Below are 15,462 nucleotides of genomic sequence, written 5' to 3'. Positions count from 1 at the left end.
TGCAACTCGCTTTGAAATCTTTGGTTATGCGATGGGATGGGGATATGTAACAAAATTATATGAACATTGAGAATCATTTCCATTCTCATGATCACAATAGGATTTATCTGTCGCACGGATGCTACGTTCCTAGGAGCAGAAAGCGCTGACGGCACCAATGCTTGCGCTGGCGCAAGCTGCTCTCACCACCTCAATACACGTCACGCCGGTAGCGGCCGCTGCGCACCAGCTGGTCCATTTGCGCCTCACCCAGCACGGCGTGCAACGCCTGGTCCACGCCCTGGGCCATACCCTGCAGGCTGCCGCACACGTAGATGGCGGCGCCCTGCTCCACCCATTGGCGCAGCACATCGCCGGACTGCGCCAACAGGTCCTGCACATAGGCGCGCGGCACGCCTTCGCTGCGATCGCGCGAGAAAGCCAGGTCCAGGCGCTGCAGCACGCCGCCCTCGCACCAGGCCTGAAGCTCGTCGCCATAGAGCCGGTCATGCGCGGCATTGCGCTCGCCGAACAGCAGCCAGTTGGGCCCCAGGCCTGCTGCGGCACGCGCACGCAGGTGGCTGCGCAGGCCGGCCAGACCCGTGCCGTTGCCGATCAGCACCAGCGGGCGCTGCAGGTTGTCTTCCAGCCGGAAATTGCGGTGCGCACGCAGCCGCAGGGTGATGGCTGCCCCCAGGGGCGCGCCCTGCGTGAGCCAGCCCGAGGCCAGGCCCGGCGAGCCGTCCTCGCGCCGCGCCTGGCGCACCAGCAGGTGCACGCAGCCGTCCTGGGCGATGGAGGCGATGGAGTACTCGCGCGGATTCTGCGGGTCCGCAGGAATGCAGACCTGCGCCAGGTCGCCGGACTCCCACAGCGCGGCCTCCGTTGCAGGGGGCTGCAGCTCGATGTGGAACACCGGCTCGCCTGCGCTGCCCGGGTTCATATGCCGGCGCGCGGCCAGCGTCCATTCGCTGAAGACCGGCGTCTCCCACGCAGGCATGTCGCCCAGGCTGCTGATCTGGGTCAGCTGGTGCTGCCAGGCGGTCAGCGCCTGCGGCGCGCCGTTGTCCATTTCAATGCGCTCGAACCAGGGCCTGGCGCCTGCGGCGCGCAGCCAGCCGTCCAGCGCGCGGCCAAAGCCGCAGAACTGCGCGTACTGCCGGTCGCCCAGCGCCAGCAGGCCGTACTGCAGATGGGACAGGTCCTGCGCCTGCGCCATGGAGTGCGCCAGGAACAGGGCTGCGTTGTCGGGCGGATCGCCCTCGCCATAGGTGCTGGCGATGAACAGCGCCCTTTGGGTCTGCGCCAGCAGCTTCACATCAACGGCATCGAGGGCGCACAGATGCACGCTCTCACCGGCCGTATGCAGCAGCCGCGCAGTCTCGCGTGCCAGCTCCTCTGCCTGGCCCGTCTGGCTGGCATAGGCCACAAGCAGGGGGAGCGCGCCCTCGCGCGCCGAGGCCAGCGCCGCGGCTTCGTGCTGCGCCCGCGCGCGCTGGCGGCGCTCGCGCCACCAGATGGCGGCGCACATGGCCACATACAGCAGTACCAGGACAGCGGCTGCGAGTATGCGCAGCCAGGATTCGGACAGGAACATGGCGTGACCGGAAAATCTACACGGCGCAGAAAAGGTTAGGGGCGCTCACGGCGCCAGCGCGGCAAACGCCGTGGTCATCGCCATGGCAGGGCCCTGCGCCGTGCGCTCGCACAGCAGTGCGGCCACGCCGTGCTGCTCGGCAAAGTCCAGGCCCGCACGCGGCCCCAGCACGGTGAGCACGGTGGCCAGGGCGTCGGCCTGCATGCATTCGGCATGCAGCACGGTGACGCTGGTCAGGCCGTGCGCCACGGGCTCGCCGCTGCGCGGATCGATGGTGTGGGAGTAGCGGCGCCCGCCCTGCTCGAAGGCATGCCAGTGGTCGCCCGAGGTGGCGATGGCCATGTCGCGCAACGGCAGCGCCAGCGGCGTGGACTGGTCCGCCATGCTGGCCACGGCCACGCGCCAGGGCTGGTTGCCAGGGCGCTGACCGCAGGCACGCAGCTCGCCGCCCACCTCGACGAGGAAATCGGTATGGCCCAGCGCCTGCAGGTGCTCGGTGACCAGGTCCACCGAATAGCCTTTGGCAATGCCGCTGAAGTCCACATGCACGGCGCCGGGCTGCAGCGCGCGCCGGCCCTCCAGGTCCAGCACGATGCGCTGGTAGCCCACGCGCTCGCGCACCCGCCGCAGTGCATCGGCATCGGGGATGCCGGCGCCCTGCGCCTTTTCCGCACGCGGGCCGAAGCCCCACAGCTCGACCAGCGGCCCCACGGTGGGGTCCCAGGCGCCGCCACTGGCCTGCGCCCAATCGAGTGCGCAGGTCAGCACGGTGAAGAATTCGGCAGGCAGCACACGCCAGCTGCCCGCCTCTGCGCGGTTGAAGCGCGAGATGTCGGAATCAGCCTCCCAGTTGCTCATCTGGCGCACGACCAGGGCCAGCGCAACCTCTATGGCCTGGCGCGCCTCATCGAGCGGGCGGAAACCCGGGTTATGCAGGCGCACGCTCCAGGTCGTGCCCATGGCCTCGCCGGTGAGTGTTTGCAGCGCGGCGGGGTCTGCCCGCCGCACGGCCTGCGGCGCGTAGCCGGAGACGGCAAAGGACGCCACGCCCGTGGACACAGGCGCGGCGAGGCCCCGGCCTGCGCTGCCCTGCAACAGGGCGGGCGCGAAGCTCACGCGCACGGGCGCAGGCGCGGGCGCGGGCGGGGCCCCGGGTGGGGACGCAAGGCTCAGGGCAGCACCTCGAACGTGCCCACATAGGACAGGCGGCGCTCCTTGGCCTGGGGCAGCGAGGTCTTGTTGTCCTGGGCGTCGGCATCCACCCAGTACATGCCGGCGGTGGGCCAGGTCACGCTGAACTCGCCCTTGGCGTCGGTCGTGGCCTTGATCTCGCCCTTGTTGTCGCGGTAGCGCGTGGCGCCGGGCACCAGCACGACTTCCAGGTTGGCGGCGGGCTTGCCGTCCACATGGAAGGCGAAGGTGGCCTTCTCGCCCTTGACCAGGTCGTTGGGATGGGTCACGGGCACCAGCTCCAGCCCCTTGCCCGAAGGCTTGACGGCGCTGGGCTTGCCCACGGTCACGAAGGTCTCGATGCGGCCCACGGACTGGGTCACCTTCAGGTCCTGCGCATCGGCGGGCACATCGGCAGCGAACTTCTCGGGCGAGCCGCGCCAGCGGCGGTTCTGGCCCGTGGCCTTGTCCTTCCAGGAGGCGAACAGGCCGTCGTTGACGATGGCCAGGCGGTAGGTGCCGCTTTGCTGCAGGTCCAGGTCGAACACGCTGCGCAGCTTGCCGCGATGGGCATTCTGCGGCGCGACGGCCGAGCCGTCCGGCGCCGAGACAACGAGGTTGTCCAGGCCCAGCGGCACGTGGTTGAAGAAGAACAGGTCGTTGGAGACGGCGGCATCCACCGTGATCCATTCGGCCTTGGACAGCACCGTGGTCGAGGGCAGCAGCCACAGGTTGTGGGCCTGGGCGGACTGGAAGGCGCCGCAGGCAATGGCGAGGCTGGCCGCCAGACGGATGGCAAAGCGGGTCTTGGACTTCATGAAGATTCTCCTTGGTTCGTGGATGGGGCTGGCACGTGGGTGCCCCGCAAGATGCGTGGCCCGCCCACATGCAGGGCCCAGTTCAGGGATGCCGGGCAAGGGCCTGGCCGGCCGCGCCGCCCCGCAGCGATGGCGTCACCCGCCTCGTGAGGGGGAGGACGCGCAAGGCCTCAGGGGGTTTCAATTTCAAGGCTTGAGCTCGACGCTGATCTCGCCCAGCTCGCTGCTGCCCTTGGCGCTCAGCTGCTCGGCCTTGGCGGCAGGCCACTTGAAGGGCACGGTGACCACTTCGCGGCCGCCGACTTCGCGCGCGGCCTCGACCACGAGCTTGTACTCGCCGGGCGGCAGCTTGGCGAAGGGGTTGGCGCCTTCGGTGAAGCTCAGCTGGTGCTTGCCCACGGGACGCGTGGGGCTGGTCACGCCATCGATGGGCAGCGTCAGGTCGCGGCCCGTGCGGCGCCACCACTGGCGCATGTCCTTGAGCCACTTCGTGCCTTCGGCATTGCGCATCTTCACGTCGTACCAGACCGACAGCGTGGCGGCCACCGAGGCGTCGGCGCGCTCGATCCACACGGCCACATAGGGGCGGTGGTACTCGGCGACATCCAGGCGCGGGACCTCCACGCCCACGTTCAGGCCGGCGGCAAAGGCCGGGGCCGCGCCCAGGCAGGCGCCAAGCGCCATGGTGTAGCGCAGAGAGAAGTGCGGATTCATAGGCAAGGCTCTTTCGGTTCTCAGTGGATCAACAGGAGGGCCAGCAGCATGGGAATCACCAGCCCCATGCCGACCATGGGCCAGGTGAAGGGACGGTTGCCCGCGTGCATCTTCAGGATGAACAGCCCGGTGACGGTGAACACCAGGCAGGCTGCGGCAAAGATATCGATGAACCAGCTCCAGGCAGCGCCCGTGTTGCGGCCCTTGTGCAGATCGTTCAGATAGGCGATCCAGCCCCGGTCGGTGCGCTCGTATTCGGCCTCGCCATCGGCCAGGCCCACGCGCACCCAGGCATCGCCGCCGGGGCGAGGCAGGGACACATACAGCTCGTCGGCCGTCCATTCGGCTTCGCGGCCCTCGGCCTCAAGCCCCCACTGGCCGCGCACCCAGTCCGCAAATGGCGCAGGCACGGGAGCACGGTCGCGCGACTGGCTGGCCTGCTGCCGGACCAGCTGCACGCGCAGCGCGTCCGGCAATACCGCCTCGCCGCGCACGATGCGCGGCTTGGACTCGATCTGCCCCGCATGGTTGAGCGTGAACCCCGTGACGGCGAACAGCAGCATGCCGATCAGGCACAGCGCAGAGCTGACCCAATGCCACTCGTGCAGTGTCTTGAGCCAGTAGGAACGGCGCCGAGGGTCCGGTTTGGGGGATGTCATCGCAACAGAGGCAGGCGGCAGCACCACGCGGCCACAACCATCACGGCGGCGGCCACGGGGAGCACAGGAAAGAAAAAGGCCGGGGGATTCTACCGCCCACGAATAAGAATTGATCGCATTTACACAAGCTTTACCGGCTTAATCGACATCTGTGTCACGGCGCTCCATCTCCGCTCCTTGCCCCCGGGGCGCGCATGCCCCAATGCATCCCGGGACAGCGATGCACCGTCAGTGGGCCCTCGCCTGAAGCATCTGGCACCCATGCCGCCAGACAGCCTGCGTTATGTCAACTAGCTGACGCACATGCTTACATAATCTGCTTTTCTGATTCATTTGCGCCCACAATGGCGCGCGAACCCGATTGGAGACTGCATGCGCCTTCCGAGCTTTTCGCAAACCACTGCCAACGCCGCCCACTCCGGTGACGGCACGCGCCAGAACCGCCGCCAGCTGCTGGCACAGGGCGCAGCCCTGGCCATGCTGTGCTCCCCGCTGGCCCATGCCGCGCCGCCCGCTGCAACGCCTGCGGCCCATGCGCCGCGCGCTGCCGCCGGGGGCCAGCGCGTGGCCGCCAGCCTGCGCATCGTCATTCCGGCCAATGCCGGGGGCGGCTGGGACCAGACCGGCCGCGCACTGGGCGCGGCCCTGGTGGCATGCGGCGCGGCAGATCGCGTGGAGTATGAAAACCTGGGCGGCAAGGGCGGCACCATCGGCCTGGCACAGTTTGTCGAACGCCATGGCCAGGACCCCGATGCGCTGCTGATCGGCGGCATGGTCATGGTCGGCGCCGTGGCGCTGCAAAAGCCGGCCGTGAACATGTCGCACGTGCAGCCGATTGCCCGCCTGACCAGCGACTATCTGGTAGTGGCCGTGCCTGCCGACTCCCCCATCCGCAATGCCAAGGACCTGGTCGCCGCGCTGCGCAGCGATCTGGCCCACCAGTCGTTTGCGGGTGGCTCGGCCGGCGGCGTGGACCATATGTTTGCCGGCCTGCTCACGCGCGCCGCCAAGGCGGCGCCCGAGCAACTGGTCTACAAGCCCTTTCCGGGCGGCGCCCAGGTGGTGGAGGCCTTGCTCAAGGGCGATGCGCGCATGGGCGTGTCCGGCTACAGCGAGTTCAGCGAAGCCCTGGCCAGCGGCAGGCTGCGCGCCATTGGCGTGTCTTCGCGCCGCAGCCTGTTCGGCCTGCCTTCGTTCCGCGAACAGGGACTGGATGCCGACATGGCCAACTGGCGCGCCGTCTTCACGGGCAAGCAGGTCAGCGCCGCACGCGCCCAGGCCCTGCTGGGCGCCGTGGAGCTGGCGACCCAGCACGAAAGCTGGCAGCGCGCCCTGCGGCAGAACCGCTGGGAGCCTTCGTGGCAGGCAGGCCGCGATTTCAGCGGCTTTCTGGAGCTGGAGCACACCACGGCCAGCGTCATGACCTATCTGCTCAAACTCAAGAGCTGAGAAACCGAAGTCCAGCGGGCAGGTTGCGTGGCGGGCCTGCAACACTGGTTCGGAGATTCGCGTATTCCTCTAGCGAAGCGCATTGCCGCTGTGGGTTTTGAGCTACCAAACTTGTAGCAGAATGGATCCAGAGCTATAGTTCCCCGGGACTTGGCTCGGCGCGCGTCCCACCCGGATGCCCCCGCCGGCTCACACACACCATTGCGCAAGGAGAAGCGTCATGAGCTCCAAGGAAAACGCCGCCATCAACCAGCTGTTCGAGAAACTCGAATGCCGCTACGCGTTGCGCGTGCTGTGGGCTTTGCGTGACGGCCATCCTCAGACCTTTCGACTGCTGCAAGACAGCGTGGGCGGCATCACGCCCAACACGCTGAACACCCGCATCAAGGAACTGCGCGAATGCGGGCTGCTGGAGCATGGCTCCGACGGCTATACCGTGACGCTGGCCGGCCAGGACCTGCTCAAGCGCCTGTCCGATGTGCAGGCATTCGCCAACCGCTGGGTGGCCGCGCGCGCCAAGAAGTGATTCTTGCGGCCAGGCCCTTCGCCCTCTTGCCGCCGGACAGTCTTTTTCCCCCACCGTTTCTCTCTCAAGGAATACCACCATGGCTTTCACCACCACCGCATCCGGCCTGCAGTATGAAGACACCGTCGTGGGTGACGGCGCCGAGGCCCAGCGCGGCCGCAGCGTGACCGTGCACTACACGGGCTGGCTCTACAACAACGGCGTGCAAGGCGCGAAGTTCGACTCCAGCAAGGACCGCAACGATCCCTTCGTCTTCCCCCTGGGCGGCGGCATGGTGATCAAGGGCTGGGACGAAGGCGTGCAAGGCATGAAGGTGGGCGGCCAGCGCACCCTGATCATCCCGGCCGAACTGGGCTACGGCGCACGCGGCGCTGGCGGCGTGATCCCGCCCAACGCCACGCTGAAGTTCGACGTGGAGCTGCTGGCCGTCTGAGCCTGCACCCGCTGGCCCACGCAAGGGCAAGGCGCGAAGGCGCCTTGCCTTTTTTCATTTGCGGACCGTCCCAAGAGCCCCCAGGAGCATCGGACCTTGCGCGGCAAGGACAGCGTGGGGGCGGCTTCTCGCTCAGGGGGCTTTGCCGAACAGCGCCTCGTGCAGCGGCACATAGCTGGCGGGGCTGGCAGCCTCGCGCAGGCGCGGGGCCAGCGCCACGAGCTGGTCGTAGCCCATGGCCGCCTCCACGGCCAGGTTGAGCCGGAATCCCTTGAGCCCCATATTGGCCGTGATGGCCACCGCCAGCGGATAGGCGTTGCGGTAGCGCACGGCCAGCGAAGGCTCGGATGGCGCAGACGCATCGCCGGCAGGCTGGGCCGGCGATGCGGCGGCAGCAGTGACGGCAGGCGCCGCAACGGCCACCACGCCCAGCCGGGGTTCGGCTGCATCGCGGGGCGCCAGCCATTCGCGCTCCACCAGCGCCAGGATTTCGTCCTGGGTCACGCCCATGCCGGCAACGGCCTGCAGCACCTGCGCCACGCTGCGTTGGCCGTCAAACAGCAAAAAGGCCGAGCGCAGCCGGGGAGAGAGATCGGCATGGCGTTCCTTGAATGCCTGTTGGCCGGCGGACGTTTTCACAAGATGCATGGCGGACGCAATTTTCTGCAGGGGATCGGATCGGACACGGCTCGCAGCGTGTCATGAGCCTCCGGCTCCCAAAAGCGGGTTTTCCAGCACGCGCGGGCTTCAGTTGGGCCGGGACTGATCCAGATCTGCCATCAAGACAAAAATTGGCAATTTCGTTGGCAATGTCGTCGGCCCATGGAGCCCATACCGCGTCAGGCCACGCGCCCTGGCACGGAGCGCGCCGCAGCGCGCCGGCGCGGGTCCAGGCAGCTGACCAGCCAGGTCACCAGCAGGCCCGCCGGCACGCCGAAGACACCCGAGGAAATCGGCTGTATTCCCCACCACAGGCGGGCATGCAGCGCCTCGGGCAACACAGGCTGCAGCGCGGGCACGTGCGAGACCATGTAGTAGACGGTGATGCCCAGGCCGGCCAGCATGCCGGCCACCGCCCCGCGACGCGTGGTGCCGCGCCAGAAGATGCCCAGCACCATGGCCGGAACAAAGGCCGATGCCGCCAGCGAGAACGAGGCCGTGACCATGGGAAGGATGTCCGAGGAACGGCGCGAGGCCACGAAGGCGGCCGACAGCGCCACCACCAGCAGCGCGAACTTGGACAGGATCACGCGCTGCTCGGGCGAGGCGCGGCGCCGCCGCGCGCGAAAGTACAAGTCGCGCACCAGCGCATTGCTGATGGTCAGCAGCAGGCCATCGGCCGTGGACAGCGCGGCGGCCAGGCCGCCCGCCGCGACCAGGCCCGAGACCACGTAGGGCATGCCACCCAGCTCGGGCGTGGCCAGCATGATGAGGTCGGCGCCCATGCGGATCTCGCCGAACTGCAGGACACCGTCGCCATTGACGTCTTCCACGGCCAGCAGCGAGGCATCGACCCGGGCCCACTGCGCCATCCAGGTGGGCAATTCGTCGAAGCGTATGCCCACCAGGTTGTTCATGACCTCGAACTTGACCAGCACGGCCAGGGCCGGCGCGCTCATGTACAGCACGCCGATGAAGAACAGCGTCCAGCCCACCGAGGCCCGCGCCCCCGACACCGAGGGCGCCGTGTAGTAGCGCGTGAGCAAATGCGGCAGGCCTGCCGTGCCGGCCATGAGACAGAACATCAGCGCCAGGAAGTTGCGCCGGCTGTCCTCGTAGACCTGACGCTCCTCGGCCGATCCATCGGGGTTGCCGGCAAAGGGCAGGCTGTGCAGCGGAATGCCGCCCAGCGGCTTCTCGCGCTCGCGCATCTCCTGCAACTGGCGTGTCCACAGGGCGCGCGCAGTCGCTTCGTCGCGCGGCATGGCGGCCAGTTCGCGGCTGGCCGCCATGATGGCGCCAATGTCGCCGCTGCGCGTGCGCAGATCGCGTATGCGCTCGGACAGCTGCTGGCGCTCGGCGGCCAGCACGCGCGGCACGTCCTTGAGCTTGTCCTCCAGCACCTCGGCGCGCAGGCGGTAGGCGGCGACCACTTCCTGTTCGGCCGGCGAGTCCAGCAGGCGCTGCTCCATCTCCGCGATCTGGCCGAGCTGTGCCGTATAGGCCAGCGGCGCCACGGGATTGCCCATCTGCCGGTAGGCCAGCCAGGACACGGGGATCAGAAAGGCCAGCAGGATGACCACGTACTGCGCGACCTGGGTCCAGGTGATGGCACGCATGCCGCCCAGGAAGGAGCACAACAGCACACCGCCCAGGCCCAGCATGATGCCGATCTCGAACTGCACGCCCGTCAGCCGCGAGGCAATGAGCCCCACGCCGTAGATCTGGGCCACCACGTAGGTGAACGAGCAGGTCACGGCAGCCAGCGCCGCGATCACGCGCGGCCAGCGCCCGCCGTAGCGCTGCTGGAAGAAGTCGGGAATGGTGTAGAGCTTCATCGCCCGCAGGTGCGGCGCGATCAGCATGGCGACCAGGCAAAAGCCGCCCGTCCAGCCCAGCAGGTAGGCCAGTCCGCCGGCCTGCCCCGGCACGCCGGCAAAGCCCTGCAGGTACAGCGCCCCCGACAGGCTGATGAAGGACGCCGCGCTGACCCAGTCCGCCGCTGCCGCCATGCCGTTGTAGAAGGGCGGGATGCGCCGGCCCGCGACGTAGTACTCCTCGGGATCGCTGGTGCGCAGGTACACGCCGATGGCCGCGTAGACCATGACGGTGAAGAACAGGAAGATGGGGCCTATCCAGTGGCGCGACAGGCCTTGCTGCTCGGCCCAGAACATGAGGGCCAGAAAGCCGAGCACGCCCAGCGTGTACAGGGCCACGATGCGGTGCAGCCGCCAGCGGGAGGCGGCCGTCAGCAGCGAGCGCTCAGCCATGGCCGGGAGGCGACGGCGGGGCGGACGGTTGCGGGGCGGCGGGTTCAGACGGGGCAACGGCCCGGGCCTCGCGGCGCTCGAAATGGTCCATGGACAGACAATAGACGATGACGATGGCCAGGAACATCAGGACTGCCCCCTGGGCCGCGAACCAGTAGGCCAGCGGCCAGTCGGGGACCAGCGCCTGCAGGTCGCGTGCGTAGTAGCAGGCACCGAAGGAGACGGCGACCCAGACCGCGAGCAGCACGGCCTTGAGCCACAGATGGTGGATGTCGTGCAGGTCGGGGGCGAAGGTCTCGCCTTCGGACGGTCCCCCGACTGCGTCGTCATGCAAGTGCGCGTCCGGCGTATGCATGGCGACGCTGCCAGCCCTTACTGCGCCAGGCGCTGCCAGGTGGCGACCACGCTGTCGGGATTCAGCGAGATGGAGGCAATGCCTTCGTCAGCCAGCCATTGGGCGAAGTCCGGGTGGTCGGATGGGCCCTGGCCGCAGATGCCCACGTACTTGCCCTGGTCCAGGCAGGCCTTGATGGCGCGCGACAGCATCTTGCGCACGGCGGGGTCGCGCTCGTCGAAGTCGGCGGCCAGCAGCTCCAGGCCGGAGTCGCGGTCCAGGCCCAGCGTGAGCTGGGTCAGGTCGTTGGAGCCGATGGAGAAGCCGTCGAAGAACTCGAGGAACTCGTCCGCCAGGATGGCGTTGGAGGGCACCTCGCACATCATGATGAGCTTGAGTTCGTTGTCGCCGCGCTTGAGGCCGTTGGCCGCCAGCAGCTGGGTGACGCGCTCGGCCTGCTTGAGCGTGCGCACGAAGGGAATCATGATCTGCACGTTGGTCAGGCCCATGTCCTCGCGCACGCGGCGCAGTGCCTCGCACTCCATGCGGAAGGCCTCGCCGAAGTCCTCGGAGATGTAGCGCGCCGCGCCACGGAAGCCCAGCATGGGATTCTCTTCCTCGGGCTCGTAGCGGCTGCCGCCGATGAGCTTGCGGTACTCGTTGGACTTGAAGTCCGACATGCGCACGATCACGGGCTTGGGCCAGAAGGCGGCGGCAATCGTCGCCACGCCTTCGGCGACCTTGTCCACGTAGAAGGCGCGCGGCGAGGCATGGCCACGGGCCACGGACTCCACGGCCTTCTTGAGGTCGGCATCCACGGCGGGATAGTCCAGGATGGCCTTGGGGTGCACGCCGATGTTGTTGTTGATGATGAACTCCAGGCGGGCCAGGCCCACGCCCTCGTTGGGCAGCTGGGCGAAGTCGAAGGCCAGCTGGGGGTTGCCCACGTTCATCATGATCTTGGTCTTGATGGCGGGCATCTCGCCGCGCTGCACCTCGGTGACCTCGGTCTCGATCAGGCCGTCATAGATCTTGCCGGTATCGCCTTCGGCGCAGCTGACGGTGACCAGGGTGCCGTCCTTGAGCAGATCGGTGGCGTTGCCGCAACCGACCACGGCCGGAATGCCCAGTTCGCGCGCAATGATGGCCGCGTGGCAGGTACGGCCGCCACGGTTGGTGACGATGGCCGAGGCGCGCTTCATCACCGGCTCCCAGTTGGGATCGGTCATGTCGGTCACCAGCACGTCGCCGGGCTGGACCTGGTCCATGTTGGCGATGTCATTGACCAGGCGCACCGGGCCCGTGCCGATCTTCTGGCCAATGGCGCGGCCTTCGGCCAGCACATTGCCCGTGCCCTTGAGGGCGTAGCGCTGCTCGGCCTGGCCCTTGGCCTGGCTCTTCACGGTCTCGGGGCGGGCCTGCAGGATGTAGAGCTGGCCGTCCGTGCCGTCCTTGCCCCACTCGATGTCCATGGGGCGGCCATAGTGCTGCTCGATGACCAGGGCATAGTGGGCCAGCTGCTGCACGTCCTCGTCGGACAGCGAGTAGCGGTTGCGCAGCTCATGGGCCACGTCGGTGGTCTTGACAAGCTTGCCGCTGGCGGCCTTTTCCTCGGGCGAGGCAAAGACCATCTGGATCAGCTTGGAGCCCAGGTTGCGGCGGATCAGGGCCTTCTTGCCGGCCTTGAGCATGGGCTTGTGCACATAGAACTCGTCAGGATTGACGGCGCCCTGCACCACGGTCTCGCCCAGGCCGTAGCTGGAGGTGATGAAGACCACGTCCTCGAAGCCCGATTCGGTGTCGATGGTGAACATCACGCCGGCCGCGCCCAGGTCGGAACGCACCATGCGCTGCACGCCGGCCGACAGGGCCACCACGTCGTGGGCAAAGCCCTTGTGCACGCGGTAGGAGATGGCGCGGTCGTTGTACAGGGAGGCGAACACCTCCTTCATCTTGTGCAGCACCGACTCGATGCCCACCACGTTCAGGAAGGTTTCCTGCTGGCCGGCGAACGAGGCGTCGGGCAGGTCTTCGGCCGTGGCCGAGGAGCGCACGGCGAACGAGGCTGCCTCGTTGCCGCCCTGCAGGCGCACGAATTCCTCGCGGATGGCCTGCTCCAGATCGGCCGGGAAGGGCTGGTTCTCGACCAGGGCACGGATCTCGGCACCGACCTGGGCCAGGGCGCGGACATCTTCCACGTCCAGGGCGGCCAGCTTGGCACTGATCTTGTCGGCCAGGCCGTCGTGGGCCAGGAACTGGCGGAAGGCATGGGCCGTGGTGGCAAAGCCCGTGGGCACGCGCACGCCCTGCGGCAGCTGCGAGATCATTTCGCCGAGCGAGGCGTTCTTGCCGCCTACGGACTCGACATCGGTCATCCTCAGTTGTTCAAACGGAACGACGAGGGCGGTGGCCTCGAACAGTTGAGACATGGGAAAGCTCCAGAAGTTGAAAACCGTAGTGCGCCGCCCCGGCTGCCAAAGCCGGGCACGGTCGATCCACCCACGCAGGCGTGCGCGAGGCTTTGCTGTTCTGGTTGGAGGCCGGCAGCGAGCATGGATGGGAAATTGGGAATAATGGGCGCCATTGTAGGCGTTTGCCGTGAACCGACGGCAGCCCCCTGTCCAGAGCCCGACCACCATGCACACCCACACAATCTTCGTCATCTCCGATGGCACTGGCATTACAGCCGAGACCTTTGGCACGGCCATCATGGCCCAGTTCGACACCAAGTCGCGCCTGGTCCGCATCCCCTTCGTGGACACCATGGACAAGGTCCACCAGGCCGTGCGGCAGATCAACCATGTGGCCGAGTCGGAAAGCCACAAGCCCATCGTCTTCACCACCCTGGTCAACCAGGACATGCTCGACCTGATCGAGAGCCAATGCAAGGGCAAGGTATTCGACATGTTCGGCACCTTCGTGCGGCCGCTGGAGCTGGAGCTGGGCCAGAAGTCGCTGCACCGCGTGGGCCGCTTCGCCGACATCAGCGAAAGCAAGGAATACCTGGAGCGCATGGAGGCCATCAACTACACGCTGGCCCATGACGACGGCCAGACCCACCAGGACCTGACGGGCGCCGACGTGATCCTGGTCGGCGTCTCGCGCAGCGGCAAGACGCCCACCAGCCTGTACCTGGCCATGCAGTTCGGTCTCAAGGTGGCCAACTACCCGCTGATTCCCGAGGATTTCGAGCGCAAGCAGCTGCCGCCCGCCCTGGTGCCCTACCGCAAGAAGCTGTTCGGCCTGACCATCGACCCCCAGCGCCTGTCCAGCATCCGCAACGAGCGCCGGCCCGACTCCAAGTACGCCAGCCTTGCCAACTGCCGCTACGAGGTGGCCGAGGCCGAGTCCATGATGCGCCGCAGCGGCATCCAGTGGCTGTCCAGCACCACCAAGTCCATCGAGGAAATCGCCACCACGATCCTGCAGGAAGTCCTGCCCCAGCACCTGGGGCACTGAACCCGGTCTCAGGCCGAGGCGTTCCAGCGCAGCATGGGCTGCTGCGGCAGCGTCTCGACCAGGTAGTCCACCAGGGCACGCACCTTGGTCGGCACGTACTGGCGGTCGCGAAAGCATGCAAAGAAATCCAGCGTGGTGTCATCGAAGTGCAGTTGCCCCTTGCGCGCCGGGCCCAGGGCCAGCGGCTGCAGCAGCCCTTCGCGCATGTACCGGTGGGCGATGAAGCTGCCGATCCAGACGATGCCGCCACCGGCCACGGCCATTTCGGTGAGTGCATCGACATCGCTGGCGATGGCGGTCACGCGCAGCTGCGGGTCCACGCGCTTGCCGTCGCGTGAAAACGGCCAGCGCATGAACCGGCCATCGGCCTCGCGCCGGTACAGCAGGCAGGCATGGTCGAGCAGGTCCTGCGCGGTCTGCGGCCTGCCGTGGGCCTGCAGGTAGGCCGGCGAGGCGCACAGCACGCGCGGCACGGCCGCCAGCTGGCGCACGGCCATGCCGGGCTCCAGCACATCGCGGTAGCGCACGCTGATGTCCACGTCTTCCTTGAGCACATCCACCTGCCGGTCCACCACCAGCAACTCCAGCTCCAGCCGGGGATGCCGCGCGGCAAAGGCCGGCAGCAGCGGCGCCAGCACATGGCGGCCAAAGGCGGCCATGCAGGCGATGCGCAACCGGCCCTGCAACTCGCCGTGCAGCTGCGACAGGTCGGACTGCGCTTTTTCCAGCTCCTGCAGCACAGGGCCCACGCGCGCCAGATAGCGCTCGCCGGCTTCGGTCAACGCCATGGAGCGCGTGGTGCGCGTGATCAGGCGCGTGCCCAGTTCGCGCTCCAGCCGGGCGATGTTCTGGCTGGCCGCTGCAGGAGAAATACCCAGCTGGCGCGCGGCCGAGGCGATGGAGCCGCCTTCCAGGGCTTTGACGAAGGTCTCGATGGAGCGCAGATTAGGCACAAAAACCTATGGATGAAAAATCAATTCATCAATATAGCTTACGAGTGCACCAAGCTGCAGCCCTCTACACGGCGGCCCGGGCCTTGCCTACAGTTGCGCACTTGCCGCGCCGAATCGACAAGCGGCCTGACCGGATACGCCTTCATGCCCGATACCTCTGCCTCCATCGCTCCCGCAACCCCTGCGGCGCCGCGCAGCCGCAAGCTGCACCGCCGCTTCGCGCCCATCGTCTTTGCCTTCTACATGTCGGCCATCATGGCGTTTCTGATGTGCTGCGCCATCGTCGGCGCCAACAGCGGCCTGGGCGCCGACTACCTGCGGCGCGTGATGCAGACCTATGTGCTGGCCATGCCCGTGGCCTTTGTCTGCGTGATGGTGGTGCGTCCGCTGGTGGGCAGGCTGGTGGCCGCCACCGTGCATCTCTGAGGCGGCCCGGCCGGC

15 protein-coding genes are annotated in these 15,462 nt (G+C 67.6%); 5 read left to right on the top strand and 10 right to left on the bottom strand.

Features of this window, described 5'->3' with window-relative positions; translation table 11 throughout:
* Window positions 1-190: 190 nt before the first annotated feature.
* The 5 genes from ACF8LI_RS06740 to ACF8LI_RS06720 all read right to left on the bottom strand — a co-directional run bounded on the left by ACF8LI_RS06740 (window position 191) and on the right by ACF8LI_RS06720 (window position 4,937).
* The gene (locus ACF8LI_RS06740; protein ID WP_392414713.1) at window positions 191-1,576 is read right to left on the bottom strand and encodes a sulfite reductase subunit alpha; all 1,386 of its coding nucleotides are present in this window, start codon (window positions 1,574-1,576) and stop codon (window positions 191-193) included.
* A gap of 45 nt (window positions 1,577-1,621) precedes the next feature.
* Window positions 1,622-2,698, bottom strand: a complete 1,077-nt coding sequence (locus ACF8LI_RS06735) for an FAD:protein FMN transferase (RefSeq protein WP_392414714.1) — start codon at window positions 2,696-2,698, stop codon at window positions 1,622-1,624.
* A 47-nt stretch (window positions 2,699-2,745) separates the two neighbouring features.
* The gene (locus tag ACF8LI_RS06730) at window positions 2,746-3,564 is read right to left on the bottom strand and encodes a DUF4198 domain-containing protein (protein ID WP_160851797.1); all 819 of its coding nucleotides are present in this window, start codon (window positions 3,562-3,564) and stop codon (window positions 2,746-2,748) included.
* Between the two features lie 186 nt (window positions 3,565-3,750).
* Window positions 3,751-4,278 (bottom strand): DUF2271 domain-containing protein, encoded by a 528-nt coding sequence (locus tag ACF8LI_RS06725; protein WP_016447595.1) that lies wholly within the window; start codon window positions 4,276-4,278, stop codon window positions 3,751-3,753.
* A gap of 20 nt (window positions 4,279-4,298) precedes the next feature.
* Window positions 4,299-4,937 (bottom strand): PepSY-associated TM helix domain-containing protein, encoded by a 639-nt coding sequence (locus ACF8LI_RS06720; protein WP_392414715.1) that lies wholly within the window; start codon window positions 4,935-4,937, stop codon window positions 4,299-4,301.
* Window positions 4,938-5,309: 372 nt separating this feature from the next.
* Between ACF8LI_RS06720 and ACF8LI_RS06715 the strand changes: the two genes are divergently transcribed.
* The 3 genes from ACF8LI_RS06715 (at window position 5,310) to ACF8LI_RS06705 (ending at window position 7,345) form a co-directional block, all read left to right on the top strand.
* The gene (locus tag ACF8LI_RS06715; protein ID WP_392414716.1) at window positions 5,310-6,386 is read left to right on the top strand and encodes a Bug family tripartite tricarboxylate transporter substrate binding protein; all 1,077 of its coding nucleotides are present in this window, start codon (window positions 5,310-5,312) and stop codon (window positions 6,384-6,386) included.
* A gap of 220 nt (window positions 6,387-6,606) precedes the next feature.
* A complete protein-coding gene (locus ACF8LI_RS06710; RefSeq protein WP_012206858.1) occupies window positions 6,607-6,912 on the top strand; it encodes a helix-turn-helix domain-containing protein in 306 nt (101 codons plus the stop codon).
* A 79-nt stretch (window positions 6,913-6,991) separates the two neighbouring features.
* A complete protein-coding gene (locus ACF8LI_RS06705) occupies window positions 6,992-7,345 on the top strand; it encodes an FKBP-type peptidyl-prolyl cis-trans isomerase (RefSeq protein WP_012206859.1) in 354 nt (117 codons plus the stop codon).
* A gap of 132 nt (window positions 7,346-7,477) precedes the next feature.
* Here the strand turns inward: ACF8LI_RS06705 and ACF8LI_RS06700 are convergent, their stop codons facing one another.
* From ACF8LI_RS06700 to ppsA, 4 genes are all read right to left on the bottom strand, one after another.
* Entirely contained in the window at window positions 7,478-7,993 is a 516-nt protein-coding gene (locus ACF8LI_RS06700; protein WP_016451268.1) for a hypothetical protein, read from the bottom strand.
* Window positions 7,994-8,184: 191 nt separating this feature from the next.
* Window positions 8,185-10,275, bottom strand: a complete 2,091-nt coding sequence (locus ACF8LI_RS06695) for a VC_2705 family sodium/solute symporter (RefSeq protein ID WP_016447599.1) — start codon at window positions 10,273-10,275, stop codon at window positions 8,185-8,187.
* Window positions 10,268-10,630 (bottom strand): DUF4212 domain-containing protein, encoded by a 363-nt coding sequence (locus ACF8LI_RS06690; protein WP_047326682.1) that lies wholly within the window; start codon window positions 10,628-10,630, stop codon window positions 10,268-10,270. The genes ACF8LI_RS06695 and ACF8LI_RS06690 overlap by 8 nt, the downstream gene beginning before the upstream one ends.
* A gap of 17 nt (window positions 10,631-10,647) precedes the next feature.
* Window positions 10,648-13,038 (bottom strand): phosphoenolpyruvate synthase, encoded by a 2,391-nt coding sequence (gene ppsA / locus ACF8LI_RS06685; RefSeq protein ID WP_016447601.1) that lies wholly within the window; start codon window positions 13,036-13,038, stop codon window positions 10,648-10,650.
* Window positions 13,039-13,246: 208 nt separating this feature from the next.
* Here ppsA and ACF8LI_RS06680 point away from each other — a divergent pair, with 208 nt between their 5' ends.
* A complete protein-coding gene (locus tag ACF8LI_RS06680; protein WP_016447602.1) occupies window positions 13,247-14,068 on the top strand; it encodes a pyruvate, water dikinase regulatory protein in 822 nt (273 codons plus the stop codon).
* 8 nt (window positions 14,069-14,076) lie between these two features.
* Here the strand turns inward: ACF8LI_RS06680 and ACF8LI_RS06675 are convergent, their stop codons facing one another.
* Window positions 14,077-15,021, bottom strand: coding sequence for a LysR family transcriptional regulator (locus tag ACF8LI_RS06675; protein ID WP_043791855.1), 945 nt, complete (start codon window positions 15,019-15,021; stop codon window positions 14,077-14,079).
* 144 nt (window positions 15,022-15,165) lie between these two features.
* Between ACF8LI_RS06675 and ACF8LI_RS06670 the strand changes: the two genes are divergently transcribed.
* On the top strand, window positions 15,166-15,447 hold the full coding sequence (locus tag ACF8LI_RS06670; protein WP_016447604.1) for a DUF2798 domain-containing protein: 282 nt from the start codon (window positions 15,166-15,168) through the stop codon (window positions 15,445-15,447).
* Window positions 15,448-15,462: the final 15 nt, after the last annotated feature.

Origin of the sequence: Delftia sp. WSY_12, assembly GCF_043104645.1 — a bacterium.
Lineage (GTDB): Bacteria > Pseudomonadota > Gammaproteobacteria > Burkholderiales > Burkholderiaceae_C > Comamonas > Comamonas tsuruhatensis.
Note: the sequence above shows the minus strand (reverse complement) of the source record. Positions and strands in the feature narration are given on the sequence as shown.